Origin of the sequence: Terrimonas ginsenosidimutans, from assembly GCF_022012415.1 — a bacterium.
In the GTDB taxonomy this organism is placed as follows: Bacteria; Bacteroidota; Bacteroidia; order Chitinophagales; family Chitinophagaceae; genus Terrimonas_A; species Terrimonas_A ginsenosidimutans.
Window position 1 is genome coordinate 113,884 of sequence record NZ_JAKLTR010000007.1, and the last position, 17,440, is coordinate 131,323.

The following is a 17,440-nucleotide window of genomic DNA, read 5'->3' on the forward strand; positions in this document are numbered from 1 at the left end:
CCCGACGAGCGCAATACGCGATAACCGGCTTTCGGTCATCATCCCGCCGCATCCTTCTTCAGCCCCGCAACATACGAAGACGGCGATTCTCCAAACTGTTTATGAAAATCCCTTGAGAAATTGCTGTTCACGGTATAGCCCACCATACCCGCCACTTCATTGATCTTATACTCTCCGCTTGCCAGCAGCTCCGCCGCCTGTTTCAATCTTGATATATTGATGAGCTCGTTTGGAGTGAGATCAGAGATGGCTTTGATCTTCCGGTAGAAACTTGTTCTGCTCATGTTCATCATGCGGGACAATTTATCAACGTCAAGATCCATGTCGGTGATATTGGCCTGGATCACGCGGTTCAATTCATCCAGGAAGTTCTTATCGGCTTTGGAAGAGACCATGCCTTTAAGATGCACGAGCGGCGATTTTGCGAAGTATTCACGGATGATCTGGCGGTTGGCGAGCAGGTTATTGATCTGCGCCTGCAGATGTTCCAGATCGAAAGGTTTTTCGATATACGCATCGGCGCCTACTTCAAGGCCTTCGATCTTTGAGTGAAGTGTATTGCGCGCCGTAAGGAGAATGATGGGTATATGACTGTACTGGATATCCGTCTTCATCCTTTTGCATAGCTCGATGCCGTCCATCACGGGCATCATGATATCGCTGATCACGAGCGCAATATTTTCTTTCGAAAGCACTTCAATGGCATCCTCGCCATTGTGCGCACGATAGATGGAGAACTGGCTGCTTAATTCCCGCTGAATGAATTGAAGAATTTCCTTATTATCCTCCACGATCAGCAAGGGCGTTTTGCTGTTATCGGGTTCTTCTGTCAGTTCAGGCGTCTTTGGAGTTGCTGTTTCAAATGTTTCATACTCCTGCAGGTTGATCTCATTTTCCTGGTGAATGGGAACTGATAACTGGAATATGTTCATCCCGTTCTGCGGATCTTTCAACTCAAGCACACCCTTGTGCAATTCCGCGAGGGAGCGCGCCAGCGGCAGGCCTATTCCTGTGCCGGCCTGCTTGGATGTTTCCTTCAGGCGATAGAACGGCTCAAAAACTTTCTGGCGGTGTTCTGCGGGGATAATAAACCCGTCATTGCGGATCTCTATATGAAACACCTTGTCTTCACTGCTGAAAGACAGGAGCCGTATGGACACGGTGCTGTCTGCATACTTGATCGCATTATTGACGAGGTTGCCCAGTATTTTCCTGAAAGCTTCCGGATCGATAGATGCCTGCAAAGGCATCCGCGGAAGTTCCAGGCGGAAAATAAGTTCCTTCTGTTCGGCAGCCGGTTTGAAAGCTGTATAAACTTCCTTCAGTAGCTCGGATATATTAGTCCAGATAAAATTCAGGCTGAAGTTATTGGCTTCTGCCTTGCGGAAGTCGAGCAATTGATCGGTCAGGTCGATCAGCCGGTTTGTATTCTTTTTCATCATGGTCAGGCTTTCTGAGAGTGAAGGATTATCTTTTTCCTTTTGCAGCAATTTATCGAGTGGGAGTTTGATCAGTGTCAGTGGCGTCCGGATCTCATGTGCCACATTGGTGAAGAATTCGATCTTGGCATTATAGATCTCGCGTTCTTTTTCTATCTCGAGTACGTCAATCTTCCGTTTGTTCTTTTCTTTCATGGCCATGTGATAATACCGGAGGATGGTCCAGAGTATAATGCCGATGACGGCGGCGTATAAGGCATAAGCCCAAGGACTGTTCCACCAGGGTGGTGTTACACGGATCTGCAAGATGGTTTGCTGCTGATTCCATACACCGCCGCTGCCGCTGCCCTTTACACGGAACGTATAGTTTCCCGGCGGAAGCTTGGTGTAAAAGATGCGGCGGTTATTCTTCAAGGTCGTCCATTCCTTATCAAAGCCTTCCATAAAATAGGCATACTCATTTGCTTCCGGCGTAACGTAACTCAACGAGGCAATTTCAAAACTGAGGGAAGAGCTGTCATAAGGTAATTGAATGCTGCCCGTATTCATGATCGCCCGGCTTAGGGGTGAGCCGGGCTTCAGGGCTTCCATTTCCTTATTATTGATCTGGAGTCCTGTAATATAAACAGGCGGAATGAATGATTCTTTTCCAAACGCAGCCGGGTTAAAACTGATCATACCTTTTACCGTACCAAAGTAAAAAGTGCCATCTCCGCTTTTGAAACCTGAATTGTAGTTGAACTGTTCACTCAGCAAACCGTTGACCGTGGTATATATTTTAGTGTTGCCGGTAGTTGGGTCAAGGCATAATAATCCTTTTGACGTTGACACCCACATCAAGCCCTGCGTATCTTCCAGCACGCGGAATACCTGCTTTTCAGCAAGGCCATTGCTGTTAAAGGGCTGGATGTTCTGTGTCTTGCGGTCATACCTGTACAAGCCTGCTTCAGTGCTGAACCAAAGATTGTTTTTACTGTCTTCGTAAATATTGTTGACATAATTGTTAGAAAGACTTCCGGTGTTTCCCGGCTGATGCATGATCCTCCCTTGTCCTGTTTTTACGCCTTTATAGAATACGCCATTTCCATAACTGCCCACCCAAAGAGTTTTGTCTTTGTCTTCATGAATACTTTGGATCTGCATGGTGAAGAATGTATCACGATCAAAGCGATCCTGTGAACGGTTGTAGCGGAACATGCCATTCCAGGTGCCGACCAGTATTTCATTTGCCGAAGTCTTATACAGACTTACAATAAAGTTGCCCTGCAGGCTTCCATCTGAGGTAGAGTAATTGCGGATCACTTTCCCGGTCTGGATATCCATGCGGTCGAGGCCATGTTCATAAGTGCCTATCCAGAGTTCACTGCCATCGGCTAATATACCGTGCAGGTTTTGATAGGAAATAGAGCCTGGACCTTTTCCAGGGAGATAGGAAGTGATATGGCCTGTCTTCGGATCCAGTTTGTTCAATCCCGCATCTTCTGTTCCTATCCAGATATGTCCGTACTGGTCTTCGCAGATCTCATGTACAAGGTTGCCACTGATGCCATTATTCCCTTTATAAGGAAAATATTTCCGGAAGCGGTTGAGTTGCGAAGAATAATAATTGATGCCGCCAAAGAAGCTGCCGATCCAGGTGCCGCCTTCGTGGTCTCTGTAAAAAGAGTAAATAACGTTGTCAGTTATGGAGTAGGGGTTGCTGTATTCCTTTTGCAGGAGCTGGTAATGTCCGGATCGCAGGTTTACGATATGAATCCCTGTTTCTGTACCGATCCAGAATTGATCATTTTGTTGTTGTACGATCTTATGCACCTGTATCCGCCCTGCTCCGGGAAGAACGTCTGTCAGTGTATTTCGCTTTAAATTAAACAGCAGCACTTTGTCCATCGTGCCTACGAGCAGCGTTGTATCGCTTACCGGATGGATATCCTGGATAAACCCGAGCGGTTTTTTGTAAATGCCGGCGACGTCAAAGGATTGGAAGGAGGAACTTGCTTTATCGTATTTCTTCAGCACACCATAGTTGGTCGCGATCCAGGGGGCTCCCTTTGCAGCAATGCTGAGCGCGATCACCCTTGTACTGTCCGTGGAAAAAGTGGTCAGCTCTGATGTCTTTGCATCGTATCGTGATAATGTAAAGTTGTTCACGATCCAGATATTCCCTGCATCGTCACGGTTGATATATCTCGTTTCCCCGGGAGGAAGCAAACGGAAGGGACTGAACCGTTCTGTTTGCGGATCATAGATGTATGCTCCTTTATAGGTGCCGATCCATAATTTTTCGTTTTCATCTTCGCAAATGCTGAGGACAGAATTACTGCCAAGGCTGAGACTGTCTTTCGGATCATTGCGGAAGATCTTAAAAGAATTGCCATCGAACCTGTTCAGTCCGTTGCGGGTACCAAACCACATAAACCCTTTTTTATCCTGGAGGATGCTGGTGATGGTGTTGCTGGAGAGTCCGTTGGAGACCTGGTAGTTCTTGAAATAGTAATCCTGTGCCTGCGAGGTGAAAGCAATGATGATGGAAAATAATAATATGGCAAGGCCTTTTTTCAAAAAAATGTTATTCCGTTTTTTCTGGCGTAAGAGGAACGCGGCGAACGCAACGATATGCGGCGGGCACGGCGACACAGCCTTTGGAAATATTGTATTTCGCTGCGTCCGCCGCGTATCGTTGCGTTCGCCGCGTTCCCTTACGCCAATCGAATATCAGGGTTGCTCTTCAACCGATAAGGCAACCGTTCAAAGATAAAGTTTGCCATTAATTACCGCTACATCTTTTCCCGTATTGGTACATTTTGAAAACAAATTGGAACGCTGGGATTCCTTCAATTCGCTGATATGTGTTTCTTTCGTGGATCATTCAGGCTGCCATGCCTGAAAACTAACTGACGAACCTATTTATTTACCAAACGATTGCTTCTATGCCTAACCGCATCCCGGGATTTGCACGCCACTGTTCCACTTTGCTGCTTTTCCTGATCTTTGCCCTCTCCGCCGCTGCTCAAAGCAGCCGCATCACGGGCAGGGTCATTTCCGTCGAAGACAATAAGCCTCTTTCCGGGGCTTCCATTCAACTTAAAGGCCGGGCCGAAGGCGCTGTTTCTGATGAAACCGGTGCTTTTGCTATTTCTGTACAGACCGGCGATTCACTCGTGATCTCCATGGTCGGCTATGAATCCCAGGAGATCCGGATCACCTCTGCTGAATCACTGACCATTTCTCTCCAACCAGTTACTGCTGCCTTGCAGGACGTGGTGGTGGTGGGTTATGGTACGCAACGAAAGAAAGACCTGACGGGCTCTTTGAGTTCTGTCAGCGGCAAGGACCTGAAGTCACTGCCCGTGCCGAATGTAGGTGAAGCCCTGCAGGGAAGAGCCGCAGGTGTTCAGATCGTTTCGTCTGGCGCGCCGGGCAGTAACGTAACCATCCGCGTTCGCGGAACCGGTACGATCAACAACAGTGATCCTTTGCTGGTGATCGATGGAGTGCCGACAGATATCCCCCTCAATAATATCAACCCGGACGATATCGCTTCGATCGAAATATTGAAAGATGCTTCCTCTGCTGCGATCTATGGTTCACGTGGCGCGAATGGTGTCGTGATCATCTCGACGAAGAGAGGATCAAGTGGCCGCAATTCCCTTGAATTCAAGACATTTGCCGGTTCTCAAAAAGCCACTGATATGGTGCCGATGCTTACCGCGAGACAGTTCGCATCGCTCCATAATGAAATGATGGCAAACAACGGACAGGCGCAGAATCCTGCCTTTGCCGATCCGAATGCACTGGGAGATGGTACCAACTGGCTGGGAGCGTTGTTCCGCTCCGCACCGATGCAGAGTTATTCGCTGTCTTATTCCGGCGGCAACGCAAAGAATACTTACTACGTATCAGGAAACGTGTTCGATCAGCAGGGCATCGTGATCAACACCGGCTATCGCCGTTATACTGTTCAGTTCAACAGCGAATCAAAAGTGTTCGACTGGCTGAAGTTCGGCAACAATGTTTCCCTGAGCCATGATGTAAAATCAAGCGGATCCTACGATATCCGCAATGCGATGTCTGCACTGCCAACACAGGCGATCTATAATCCTGATGGGACCTATGCCGGACCCGTTGGACAACCTTCATGGGTAGGTGATGTGGCGAACCCGATCGGCAAAGCCACGATCAACAGCAATACCACCAAAGGATACAACATACTTGGGAATATCTATGGAGAACTGACGCTGTTCCGTGGCTTGAAATTCAAAAGTACTGCGGGCATACAGGCTGCATTCTGGGATGGCCGCAACTGGGCGCCGAAATACAACTGGCAACCGATCCCGCAACCGAATTCTTATCTCGCGCAGTCGTCCAACAAATCGCTTACCTGGCTTTGGGATAACTACTTCACTTACGATAACAAGTTCGGGGATCATAATATCACCGTACTTGCGGGTAGCAGTGCCCAGGCAAACCGTTACGACGGCATGAATGGTTCCATTCAGCAATTTGCAAGTGACGTGACGCAGCAACTAAGCAATGGGACGATCCTTCCGACAATTGGTGGCGGAGCAAATGAATGGGCTTTGCTTTCGTTCATGGGCCGCGTGAACTACGGCTATCAGAGCAAATATCTCCTGACGGCAACGGTTCGTCGCGATGGTTCTTCCCGCTTTGGTAAGGATAATCGCTATGGAACATTTCCTTCCGCTTCTGCAGCGTGGAGGATCTCGGAAGAAGACTTCTTCCCGAAATCGGATGTTATCAATGATCTGAAATTGCGTGTTGGTTATGGTGTGACCGGTAACCAGAACATCGGCAATTATTCATTTGCTTCCGTATTGCAGACGGTCCGTTACAACTTCAACGGTACTGCCGTTACGGCGATCGTTCCATTGATGATCCCCAACCCGGGCATCAAATGGGAGAGAGTAGCACAATCCAATTTCGGTCTGGATGCAACGCTGTTTGATAACAGGATCAACGTCACATTGGATGGCTACATCAAGAATACAAATGATATGCTGGTTCCGATGTCTGTACCTATTTCAACGGGTTATTCAGATATTGTAGTGCCAAGCATCAATCTCGGTAAAGTACAGAACAGGGGAGTGGAACTTACCATTTCATCACAGAATACAAAAGGTGCTTTTGTGTGGAATACCAGCGTGAATGTGGCGTATAACCAGAACCGCATCCTGAAGCTGAATGATACGATCCCGATGTATACGGGAAGCATCGGCCTGAATCAGAATCTTTCTATCCAGCATCCCGGTGGATACCCGATCAATACTTTCTATGGATTTGTAACCAATGGCGTTTTCCAAACGCAGAAAGAAGTGGACGATTATGCAGTGCAGGTGCCGGGTTCAGATCCGTTCAACCGCACTTCTCCGGGTGATCTCCGTTTCCGCGATCTGAATAATGATGGCAAGATCGATGATAACGACAGAACATTTCTCGGTAATCCCAATCCATCTTTCATTTTCGCGATGAACAACAGTTTCAGCTGGAATGGGTTTGATCTCGCCATCTTCATCCAGGGCATTTCCGGCAATAAGATCTACAACGCGAACCGCATTTACCAGGAAGGCATGGCCGTAGCAATGAACCAGACAACAGCAGTACTGGATCGCTGGACGGGGCCTAATACCAGCAATACGATGCCGCGTGCCGTATTCAATGATCCGAACAAGAATACACGAGTGTCCAACCGCTTTATTGAGGATGGATCTTATCTAAGGATCAAGAACGTGACATTCGGATATACGTTACCGAAAAGCCTGTCCGACCGGATGAAAATGTCAGCCGCCAGAATTTATCTGTCTGCACAGAACCTGCTGACGTTCACCAAATACACGGGCTTTGATCCGGAAGTGCCATCGAACGGGATCGATCTGAATGTTTATCCGGTTACGCGCACATTGAGCGCAGGTCTTAACATCACTTTTTAACAACCAAATTGTTTCTGTATGAAAACAGTCAAGAATATACTGATCATTGTTACTGCATCGCTGTTCAGCAGTTGCAGTAAGTTTCTCGATAAAGCACCACTGGATTCGGTGAACAGTTCCAATTTCTGGTTAACGGAAGTGGATGCCACCTCCGCGATCAATGGAGCCTACCAGCCATTGCAGTGGCCCAAGTTGTACAATCTCCGGATCTGGACAACCGATATCTGGGGAGGTAATTCTATTGTCGGCGCTGGCGGCGGCACCGATGGGATCGAAACGCAGGACATTGCCAATTTTGTAACGGCAACAGATAATGCAGCAGCGCTCGACATCTGGCGTGGACCGGCGCCAGGCATTCTCCGTGCCAACCTGATCCTGGAGAATGTACCCGGCATGAACATCAACGAAGCATTAAAAAACCGCATACTGGGTGAAGCGCATTTCCTGAGAGCTTCCTATTATTTCATTCTTGTCCGCCTGTTTGGTGATGTGCCGCTGATCACCAAAGCGCAAAAGCCATCGGATAATCTCCGTCCGACGCGCAATAGCAAGACAGAGATCTATAACCTGATCATTGATGATTTCACCCAGGCGATCAACCTGCTGCCTCCTAAAACAAGCTACACCGGTGCTGATATCGGCCGCGCTTCAAAAGGTGCAGCTGCAGGCATGCTGGCGAAAGTGTATCTCACACTCGGGCAGTATCAGCAAACGCTCGATCTCTGCCAGCAGGTTTCTTCACTTGGATACACGCTGAACGCTAACTACAGCGACAACTTCAATCCACTGGCAAAGAATTCCCCGGAATCGCTTTTTGAAGTACAGTATGAAGGAAAGACGAATTTCAGCTTCTGGGATAATGAGAACCAGTCATCCTGGGTGAGCACCTTCACCGGTCCGCGCAACAGTGATTTTGTTGCCGGTGGATATGGTTGGAACCAGCCTACACAGGAATTTGTGAATGCGTACGAACCAAACGACAACCGTAAAGATCAGACGATCCTGTATACGGGTTGCCCTCCGTTTGATGGGAAAGCATACCAGGCGTCTTATTCCGTAACCGGTTTCAATGTGCGCAAATTCCTTGTTTCAAAGAATATTTCACCTGACTATGATACGAACCCTGCGGACTTTCCTGTTTTGCGATATTCAGATGTATTGCTGATGCAGGCGGAAGCATTGAACGAGCTGGGAAAAACCGCAGAAGCGCAACAGGCATCTACTTCTATCAACCAGGGCGGACCGTTGAATCGTGTGAGAAGAAGAGCGGGCTTGCCGGATGTTACAGGATTATCTCAAACAGCTTTGCGCGCAAAGATCCTGCATGAAAGAAGAATGGAGCTTGCGTTTGAAGGTCATTGGTGGTTTGACCTTGTGAGAGTGAACAATGGACAGTATGGTCTTGATTTCCTTCAGAGCATCGGGAAGACGAATGCTACCACAAAACACCTGTTGCTGCCTATCCCGCAAAAGGAGATCGAAGCAAATCCAAATCTTTCTCAAAATACCGGCTATTAAGCCGTGATTGATCAATTCTTAAACTGAAACCATGCGATCATTCATTCAACATATATTCAACAGGCCTTTTACAGGTGGACTGTTTATTCTTGCCTGTGTGCTGGCTTTTGCCGGCTGCCGCAAGAACGATAAGATGGAATTATACAAAGGAGACAATCCTTTAGCGCTTTCGGCAGATAAGACCGAGGTGATACTGGAAGAGAAGAACCGTTCAGCAGATGCGGTATTGCTGAGCTGGACAAGCGGTTCCAATAAAGGAACCAATTCCGCCATCAGCTACACATTGAAAATTGACAAGCAGGGGAATAATTTCAGCAATGCCCACACGGAAGAGTTGGGTAAAGCTGCGGGATCAAAGAAGTATACGGTGCAGGATCTGAATGACCTGGTGATATCAAAATGGTCGTTAACGCCGGGTGCTGAGATCACACTGGAGGCCCGTATCCTGATCACTGTTGCGAACGAGCCAAAGCTCTCCGATTCGTCCAATGTACTCGTATGGAAAGTCAAAACCTTTCAGCCGGTAACAAAAACATTATACCTGATAGGTGATGCTGCACCAAATGGGTGGAGTGCCGATAACGCAACCCCGCTTTTACCCAGCCTCAGTGATCCCGGCGTATTTAACTGGTCAGGAAACCTGAGAGCCGGCGAATACAAATTCATTACTACGCTCGGGCAGTTCTCGCCTTCGTATAACAGGGGCGCAGACGATACAAGACTGGTGTTAAGAACATCCGACAGCCAACCGGATGATAAGTTCGTAAACCTGGCTTCCGGCGCTTACAATATCTCTGTGAATCTGCTTACGCTCACCATCTCCGTGATGGAAGCGGATACTCCGCCATACACAAGATTATGGATGCTCGGCGATGCAGTACCTACAGGCTGGAATATTGACAATCCATCGGAGATGAGAGTGGATAGTTCCAACCTTTTTGTATTTACCTACAATGAGATCCTTGCTGCCGGTGAATTCAAAATACCTGTGGCTACGGGAAACTTCGGTACGGATTATTACATGCCTTTGACCAACAATCAGGCACTCACGGAAACCGGTGTGCAACTGGTGCCAGGCGGTAACCCTGATAATAAATGGAAGATCACTACTGCTGGTCCGTATAAGATCAAACTGGATATCCAGAATAACAAGATCCAGATCAAACCTTTCACACCCTATACGAATATCTGGATGGTAGGTGATGCATCGCCTGCGGGGTGGAATATCGACAACCCGCATCCACTCACGCCAACAGCCGGGAATCCGTACGAATTCTCTTACACAGGACCAATGAGTGCAGGTGAATTCAAATTTCCGCTGGCTACTGGAAACTGGGGATGCGATTATTTTATGCCCGTGATCAATGGTTCCGGTCCGGGAAGTACGCAGATGAAGTTTATTGCTTCAGGAAGTCCTGATTTTAAATGGAAGATCACACAGGCGGGTAACTATAAGATCACGATCAACCAGCTTTATGAAACGATCTCGATCGTTAAACAATAAAAAGTATTCGTACCGATGATGATAAAAAACAACATGTTCTCCCGGTGTTTGTGCATTGCTTTGCTGGTTAGTAGCATTGTACCTGGTTGCCGCAGAGAGGAGCCGAAAAATGATCCGGTTACATATGGCTCTTCCTTTTCGCTGACCATTTACACAGACAAAGCAATGTATAAGCCGGGCGAACAGGTTTTGTTCACGCTGAACAAAGCACTTGCAGGAAATATAAAGATCCGTTACCGCCATTTCAGTGAGACGATCAGTGAAGCCACGCTGTCTGGAACAAACTGGAGCTGGACAGCACCTTCAGCGGACTACACCGGCTATATGGTTGATCTTTACGAAGTGGCCGATGGAAAAGAAAAAGTGCATGCCAGCATTGGTGTGGATGTTTCTTCTGACTGGGCCAGGTTTCCGCGTTATGGATTTCTCACCAACTTCAGCCAGTTGAGCGATGATGAAATAAATAAAGTGGTGAAGAACCTTTCAAGACATCATATCAATGGGCTGCAATATTACGACTGGTTGTACAAGCATCACTGGCCAATGGCTGGTACAGGTGCGGCGCCGCAAAGCAGCTGGAAGGAGATCGCCAATAAGGATGTATATCTTTCAACCCTTAAGACATACATCGAGAAAGGACATGCGGCCAATATGAAGTCGATGTTCTACAATCTTGCATTCGGTGCCCTGAATGATGCAGCGGCGGATGGTGTCAATGAAGAATGGTACGCGTTCAAAGATGCGAATCATGGAACGAAAGATAAACATGAACTGCCCAAACCCTTTTTCAAGAGCGATATCTACGTGCTTGATGCGGGTAACACGGGCTGGCAGAATTATATTGCCGCAAAGAACAAGGATGTATACACCGCACTTGATTTTGACGGTTATCATGTGGATGCATTAGGCGATCGTGGCAGTTTGTATAATTTCAGCGGTCAATCGATCAACCAGGCAGCAACGTTCAAACCGTTCCTTGAAGCAATGAAAGCGGCTTCACCGACAAAACGACTCGTGATGAATGCCGTGAATCAATATGGGCAGCAAACCAGTATCTCCCAGTCGCCGGTGGATTTCCTGTATACCGAAGTATGGGGGCCGAATGAACGCTTCGAGGATCTGGCGAACATTATCCGCAACAATGATTTCTATGGCAACAATGCAAAGAAGACGGTGCTTGCTGCATACCTGAACTACAATAAGGCGAACAATCCGGGAATGTTCAATACGCCTGCGGTATTGCTGGCCGATGCCGTGATCTTTGCATTTGGTGGTTCGCATTTGGAGCTGGGCGAGCATATGCTGGGGAAAGAATATTTCCCGAATAATAACCTGCAGATGTCTGATGAATTAAAGACATCGCTGATGAGTTATTATGATTTCCTTGTTGCCTATGAAAACCTATTGCGCGATGGCGGATCTTTTAATCTGCCTGCGATCAGCTGTACCAATGGCAAACTTTCACTGGAGAGCTGGCCTGCTGCTGCAGGTAAAGTGGCGGTACAGGGAAAACTGATCGGCAACCGTCAGATCTTTCATCTGCTGAATTTTTCTAACGCAAATTCCACTAACTGGCGTGACACGGATGGCACACAGTTAAAACCATCTTTGGTGGAAGATGCTGCGATCCGCTTTACAGCTACAGGCGCTGTCAAAAAGATCTGGCTTGCTTCGCCGGATGCTGATCGCGGTGTTGCGAGAACCTTACAATTTGTACAATCAGGAAATGATGTTTCTTTTACACTTCCATCCATTCTCTATTGGGATATGCTGGTAGTGGAATATTAATAAACAGGCTTTTTTATGAGAATTGTTTTTGTGCTGGCTTTTTTGTTGCACTGTTCTTTTTTAACATTTGCTCAATTGCAGACGGCAGGTAATAGCCGCTCTTACAGGATCGACGGCAACAGTGTTGTGTTTGATTGTGACAATGCAAAGGTATTGTTGAAAGTTTGCTCGGGTTCCATGCTGAAAGTATGGTATGATCCCAAGGGGAAATTCAAACGTGCGAATGAATCGTTTGCCGTGATCAATGAAGATATTGACAATGCGGGGAAGCTTCAACTGGAAGAACGTCCGGAATCGTATGATATCTTCACCGCGCAGCTTCGGATCCGCGTGGATAAGGCACCGTTCAGGATACAGGTATTTGACAAGTACCAGAAACTGCTGATGGGGGATCACCAGCAGAAAGGATTGCAGCATGACAGCAGCAAGCTGATCGCCAGCAAAACCCTCCGCAGCGATGAACAGTTCTTCGGGTTGGGAGAGAAGGCCGGTCCGCTGAACCGCCGTGGTCGTTCCTATACCATGTGGAATAGTGATAAACCCTGCTATTCGCCGGGTGAAGATCCGCTATACAAAAGCATTCCCTTCTTCCTGAGCAATTACCGCTACGGCGTTTTCTTTGATAATACATATAAGACAGTTTTCCGTTTCGGAACTGCGTCTGAGGATCATTACAGTTTTGAAGCGCCGGGAGGTGAAATGATCTATTATTTCATTCATGGGGCAGATTATAAGCAGATCATCTCTCAATATATCCAACTGACCGGCAAACCAATCATGCCACCTGAATGGGCCTTTGGTTTTTCACAAAGCCGTGGGATGTATACGAACGAACCATTGGCCAGAAGCGCTGCGGCAGAGTTCAGAAAGCGCAAGATCCCCTGCGATATCATTTACCAGGATATCGGCTGGACGGATGGTCTGCAGAATTTTGAATGGAGAAAGGATCGTTATACTGATCCCAAAGGAATGTTGAAATATCTCGATTCTCTCGGGTTCAAGATGATCGTGTCGCAGGATCCTGTGATCTCCCAGGCGACGACCAAACAATGGAAAGAAGCGGATTCGCTGGGGTATTTCACCACTGATATACGCACAGGCAAATCCTATGATATGCCCTGGCCATGGGGTGGCAATTGCGGTGTGGTTGATTTTACCAAACCTGCGGTGGCCGACTGGTGGGGAGCTTACCAGCAGAAACCGTTGAATGATGGCGTGCGTGGTTTCTGGACAGACATGGGTGAACCCGCCTGGAGCAATGAAGATGCAACAGAACGCCTGTTCATGAAGCACACAGCCGGTATGCACAATGAAATTCACAATGTATATGGTCATACCTGGGATAAAGTAGTAAAGGAACAATTTGATAAACGAAACCCGGGCAAACGGATCTTTCAGATGACAAGATCAGCATTCGCAGGCCTGCAACGCTACACATTTGGCTGGTCGGGTGATAGTGGCAATGGAGATGATGTGCTCGATGGCTGGAGTCGTCTCGCCAACCAGATCCCTGTCGGTCTTTCAGCCGGAATGGGCGGTATTCCATTCTGGGCGACGGATATTTCCGGCTACTGCGGCGATATCAAAGATTATCCCGCAATGGCGGAATTGTATACACGCTGGTTGCAGTTTGGTATATTCAACCCGCTCAGCCGCGCCCATCATGAAGGTGATAATGCAGTAGAGCCATGGCTGTTTGGCACTGAAGCGGAGAAGAATTGTCGCAATGCGATTGAGTTAAAGTACCAGTTGTTCCCCTATATCTACTCTTACGCAAGAGAAGCACATGATAAAGGCTGGCCGATCATGCGCGCGCTGATGCTTGAATACCCCAATGACCAGCAAACGTTTTCCATCGATGATCAATTTCTTTTTGGGAAGGAATTACTTGTTGCGCCGGTGGTGAAGAAGGGAGCCGTCAGCCGCAAGGTTTATTTTCCGGAAGGAGAGTGGATCGACTTCTACGATGGTAAAACAATTCATGAAGGAGAACAGCAGGAAACGGTAAAAGCTCCGCTGAGTAAGGTGCCGTTATTCGTAAAGAAGGGTTCGATCATTCCGATGATGCCCGTAATGCAATACATTCATGAGCGCCGCGATTACCCATTGAGCCTCCAGATCTATCCTGCCAATGAAGGGCAATCCGCCTCGTTTGTGCTGTATGAAGATGATGGAGAATCTACCAATTATCTGAAAGACGAGTATAGTACGACGCGTTTCAACTGTGAGACACTGGCTGCGAAATATATCGTCAATGTTTCTTCACCGGAACAGAAGGGATATAAAGCACAGGGTATGCGCGATCATATTTTTAAGCTGTTCCTTCCGGCAAAACCCTCTAAGGTTTTGACAGGAGGGAAGGCGGTTCCTGTGCAACCGGTCGGCAACTTTACTACCAATGCCGGGAAAGTCACTAAACAATTGAACTGGTCCTGGGACCCCAAAACAGGTATTTGTTATGTCCGCGTCCCTGCCGGCGGTAAAGAGGTAGTTGTGGAAATTTTTAAATAAGATCAGAACAGACTAATCCCGTATTTATGCTAAATTTTCAGTTGCGCGGCAGAGCCGTACGATATGGCTTTGCTTTGCCTTTACTGTTTTGTATGTATACTGCCAACGCACAACAGCCTTTATGGAAGTCGGAAGCCTATTCGATATATGCAGATAGTGTAGTGCAGCAGACTTTTCATGCAAAGGCGATCTCTGCAAAGGAGATCGTGTCTGACTATAAAAGTCCTGCGAATGAATATAAGCCGGCAGGCATTTCTTTTAAGTTCAGCATCAACGGAAAAGATAATGAGATGGTCAGTGGAACTGATCATCATTTTACCATGGATGGTGACCGGTTACGTTCAGAAACGCCACTGATCGTTTTTGGAAAGCAGCTGAAGCCAAAGAAAGCAAGCAAGGTGACGTATCTCAAAGCGGGTTCCTCGCTACTGGTGAAGCTCGATATGCGGCATGTATTCAATGACTTCAATACAAAAGGATTCTACGCAGGGGGAGACGGAAGCAAGATCTACAAAGAAGATTTCAAAGCCGTTTACATTGCGGGAAGTTCAGCACCACTGATCTGGGATTTTGATAACCTGGTGCATCATACGGAATTAAAAATGAATGACGATGATGGCGATGGTATCTATGAGATCCTGCTGAACATGAACGTGGAAGAGAAGGAGAAGAAAACGCTGTCTCACTGGAAACTCGAAACGGATCTCTCTGCGTTTCCGCGTTATCAATCGCCGTATCTCTTAGGGGATGCATTGTATAATATGTCGCTCGAAGAAATGAACCGGGCGATCGAGCCGGATAGCACGCTTCGTACAGGCAAGGAATGGGCAGGAGTCTGGACGCGTGATGTCAGTTACAGCATTATTCTGTCGATGGCACATTTGCAGCCGCGCGCCGCGCAATACAGTCTTATGAGAAAGGTCGATAAAAAGAAAAAGATCATCCAGGATACAGGTACCGGTGGTGCCTGGCCGGTGAGTACTGACCGGATGATCTGGGCGGTTGCGGCCTGGGAGATCTACAAGGTGACCGGTAACGTAAACTGGTTGAAGGATGCATATGAGGTGATCAGGAACTCGATCTATGCGGATATGAAAACAGTTTATGATGAGGAGACAGGTCTGGTGAAAGGGGAATCATCGTTTTTGGATTGGCGTGAACAGACCTATCCTGTATGGATGCAACCCGCGGATATTTTTGAATCAGAAAATCTTGGCACCAATGCTGTCCACTTCCAGGCAAACATCGTGGCTGCGTCGATGGCAGCAGTTTTGAATGATCAGGCAGGTGCTGATATATTCCGGCAAAATGCATCACGCATAAAAAAAGCCATCAATGAAAAACTGTGGATGCCTGACGCCGGTACTTATGCGCAATATCTTTATGGCCGGGGGCATAAGATGGTTTCTCCCCGGACGGAAGCGCTTGGCGCTGCACTTTGTGTGATCTTTGGCATTGCCGGTGAGGAAAGGGCGAAGCAGGTGGTCAGCTCTATGCCCATTTCTCCATATGGCATTACGTGTATCTATCCGCAGATCCCGGGCATTCCTCCTTATCACAATAATGGCATCTGGCCTTTTGTTCAATCTTACTGGCTTTGGGCTGGTGCGCAAACAAAGAATGAAACATCGGTAATGGAAAGCATTGCGGCGATCTATCGGCCTGCAGCATTGTTCGCAACGAACAAAGAGAACTTCGTTGCCACTAATGGTGATTATGCAGGCACGCAGATCAATTCCAGTAATATGCTGTGGAGTCTTGCAGGAAATATCAGCATCGTGCATCATGTGCTGTTTGGTATCCGTTTTAATGAAGACCGGGTGGTATTCCAGCCATTTGTGCCAAAGGCGTTGCAGGGCGAGCGGAGATTGGATAACTTCCGTTACCGCGATGCGATACTGGATATTACATTACAGGGATACGGTGATGAAATAGAGGCAGTGCTGATAGACGGAGTTAAAGCATCGAGGGCGGAATTCCCAGCCAGCCAGCAAGGCAGGCATAGTATCAGGATCGTTTTGAAGAACACCACTCCTGGAGCAATGGCCGTTAATCATCGTGCGGTTGAATTTACTCCCGCAATGCCAATATTGACTTATAAAGATTTTAAGCTGCATTGGCAGAAGATTCCGGGTGCTGTGAAATATAAAGTGTTTGTAAACGGTATGCCGCTGACAGAAACAAGATCGACAAGTGTAAAAATATTCCCGGATACAGTGAAGGAATGCCAGGTGATCGCCATTGATCAAAATGGATTGGAATCATTTGCCAGCGAGCCGTTTGAAATCGTAAGAGCTTCGTTCCGGCAATTATATGAAACGGAGGAGCAGTTGCCCGCAGCAGCTTATCCTTACGCAGGATATTCAGGGAAGGGCTTTATTGAATCGGGCGTAGCGGTCAACCCTGTTATTCGTTTTGCTATTGAAGTGGATACGCCGGGAGACTACCGTATCGATTTCCGGTATGCGAATGGAAACGGGCCAGTGAATACAGATAATAAATGTGCAGTGCGTACGCTGTTGGTGGATGATCAACCAGTCTCGTCGCTGGTGTTCCCGCAGAGGGGTAAGGATGAATGGAGCGACTGGGGTTGGAGTAGTGGTTTGACGGTGAAACTAGGCGCAGGGAAGCATGTGATCCAACTGGAATATAAAGGGGAAAATGAAAATATGAGTATTGACGTGAACCAGGTAATGCTGGACGTGTTGAGAATTACGATGTTGGGAAAGTAGTGA

The 17,440-nt window shown here is 47.5% G+C and carries 7 protein-coding genes; 6 read left to right on the plus strand and 1 reads right to left on the minus strand.

Translation table 11 applies throughout. The features are described from left to right. Positions 1-38: 38 nt before the first annotated feature. Positions 39-3,998, minus strand: a complete 3,960-nt coding sequence (locus LZZ85_RS12480; RefSeq protein WP_237872152.1) for a hybrid sensor histidine kinase/response regulator transcription factor — start codon at positions 3,996-3,998, stop codon at positions 39-41. A 368-nt stretch (positions 3,999-4,366) separates the two neighbouring features. On the opposite strand from LZZ85_RS12480, the gene LZZ85_RS12485 reads away from it, so the two are divergent. The 6 genes from LZZ85_RS12485 to LZZ85_RS12510 all read left to right on the plus strand — a co-directional run bounded on the left by LZZ85_RS12485 (position 4,367) and on the right by LZZ85_RS12510 (position 17,437). Beyond that, entirely contained in the window at positions 4,367-7,384 is a 3,018-nt protein-coding gene (locus LZZ85_RS12485; RefSeq protein WP_237872153.1) for a SusC/RagA family TonB-linked outer membrane protein, read from the plus strand. An 18-nt stretch (positions 7,385-7,402) separates the two neighbouring features. Next, positions 7,403-8,902 (plus strand): RagB/SusD family nutrient uptake outer membrane protein, encoded by a 1,500-nt coding sequence (locus tag LZZ85_RS12490; protein ID WP_237872155.1) that lies wholly within the window; start codon positions 7,403-7,405, stop codon positions 8,900-8,902. 31 nt (positions 8,903-8,933) lie between these two features. Beyond that, positions 8,934-10,406, plus strand: coding sequence for a SusE domain-containing protein (locus LZZ85_RS12495; protein ID WP_237872157.1), 1,473 nt, complete (start codon positions 8,934-8,936; stop codon positions 10,404-10,406). Between the two features lie 15 nt (positions 10,407-10,421). Beyond that, positions 10,422-12,194, plus strand: coding sequence for an endo-dextranase (locus LZZ85_RS12500; RefSeq protein ID WP_237872159.1), 1,773 nt, complete (start codon positions 10,422-10,424; stop codon positions 12,192-12,194). 15 nt (positions 12,195-12,209) lie between these two features. Beyond that, positions 12,210-14,705 carry a glycoside hydrolase family 31 protein gene (locus LZZ85_RS12505; RefSeq protein ID WP_237872161.1) on the plus strand — a complete coding sequence of 832 codons (2,496 nt, stop codon included), beginning with the start codon at positions 12,210-12,212 and terminating at the stop codon, positions 14,703-14,705. A 92-nt stretch (positions 14,706-14,797) separates the two neighbouring features. Then, the gene (locus tag LZZ85_RS12510) at positions 14,798-17,437 is read left to right on the plus strand and encodes an alpha-L-rhamnosidase-related protein (RefSeq protein WP_237872163.1); all 2,640 of its coding nucleotides are present in this window, start codon (positions 14,798-14,800) and stop codon (positions 17,435-17,437) included. Positions 17,438-17,440: the final 3 nt, after the last annotated feature.

What these genes read in the sequence shown, in the direction of transcription:
- LZZ85_RS12485 (WP_237872153.1), top strand. Translation starts at nt 4,367, where the DNA reads ATGCCTAACCGCATCCCGGGATTTGCACGCCACTGTTCCACTTTGCTG.
- LZZ85_RS12490 (WP_237872155.1), top strand. Translation starts at nt 7,403, where the DNA reads ATGAAAACAGTCAAGAATATACTGATCATTGTTACTGCATCGCTGTTC.
- LZZ85_RS12495 (WP_237872157.1), top strand. Translation starts at nt 8,934, where the DNA reads ATGCGATCATTCATTCAACATATATTCAACAGGCCTTTTACAGGTGGA.
- LZZ85_RS12500 (WP_237872159.1), top strand. Translation starts at nt 10,422, where the DNA reads ATGATGATAAAAAACAACATGTTCTCCCGGTGTTTGTGCATTGCTTTG.
- LZZ85_RS12505 (WP_237872161.1), top strand. Translation starts at nt 12,210, where the DNA reads ATGAGAATTGTTTTTGTGCTGGCTTTTTTGTTGCACTGTTCTTTTTTA.
- LZZ85_RS12510 (WP_237872163.1), top strand. Translation starts at nt 14,798, where the DNA reads ATGTATACTGCCAACGCACAACAGCCTTTATGGAAGTCGGAAGCCTAT.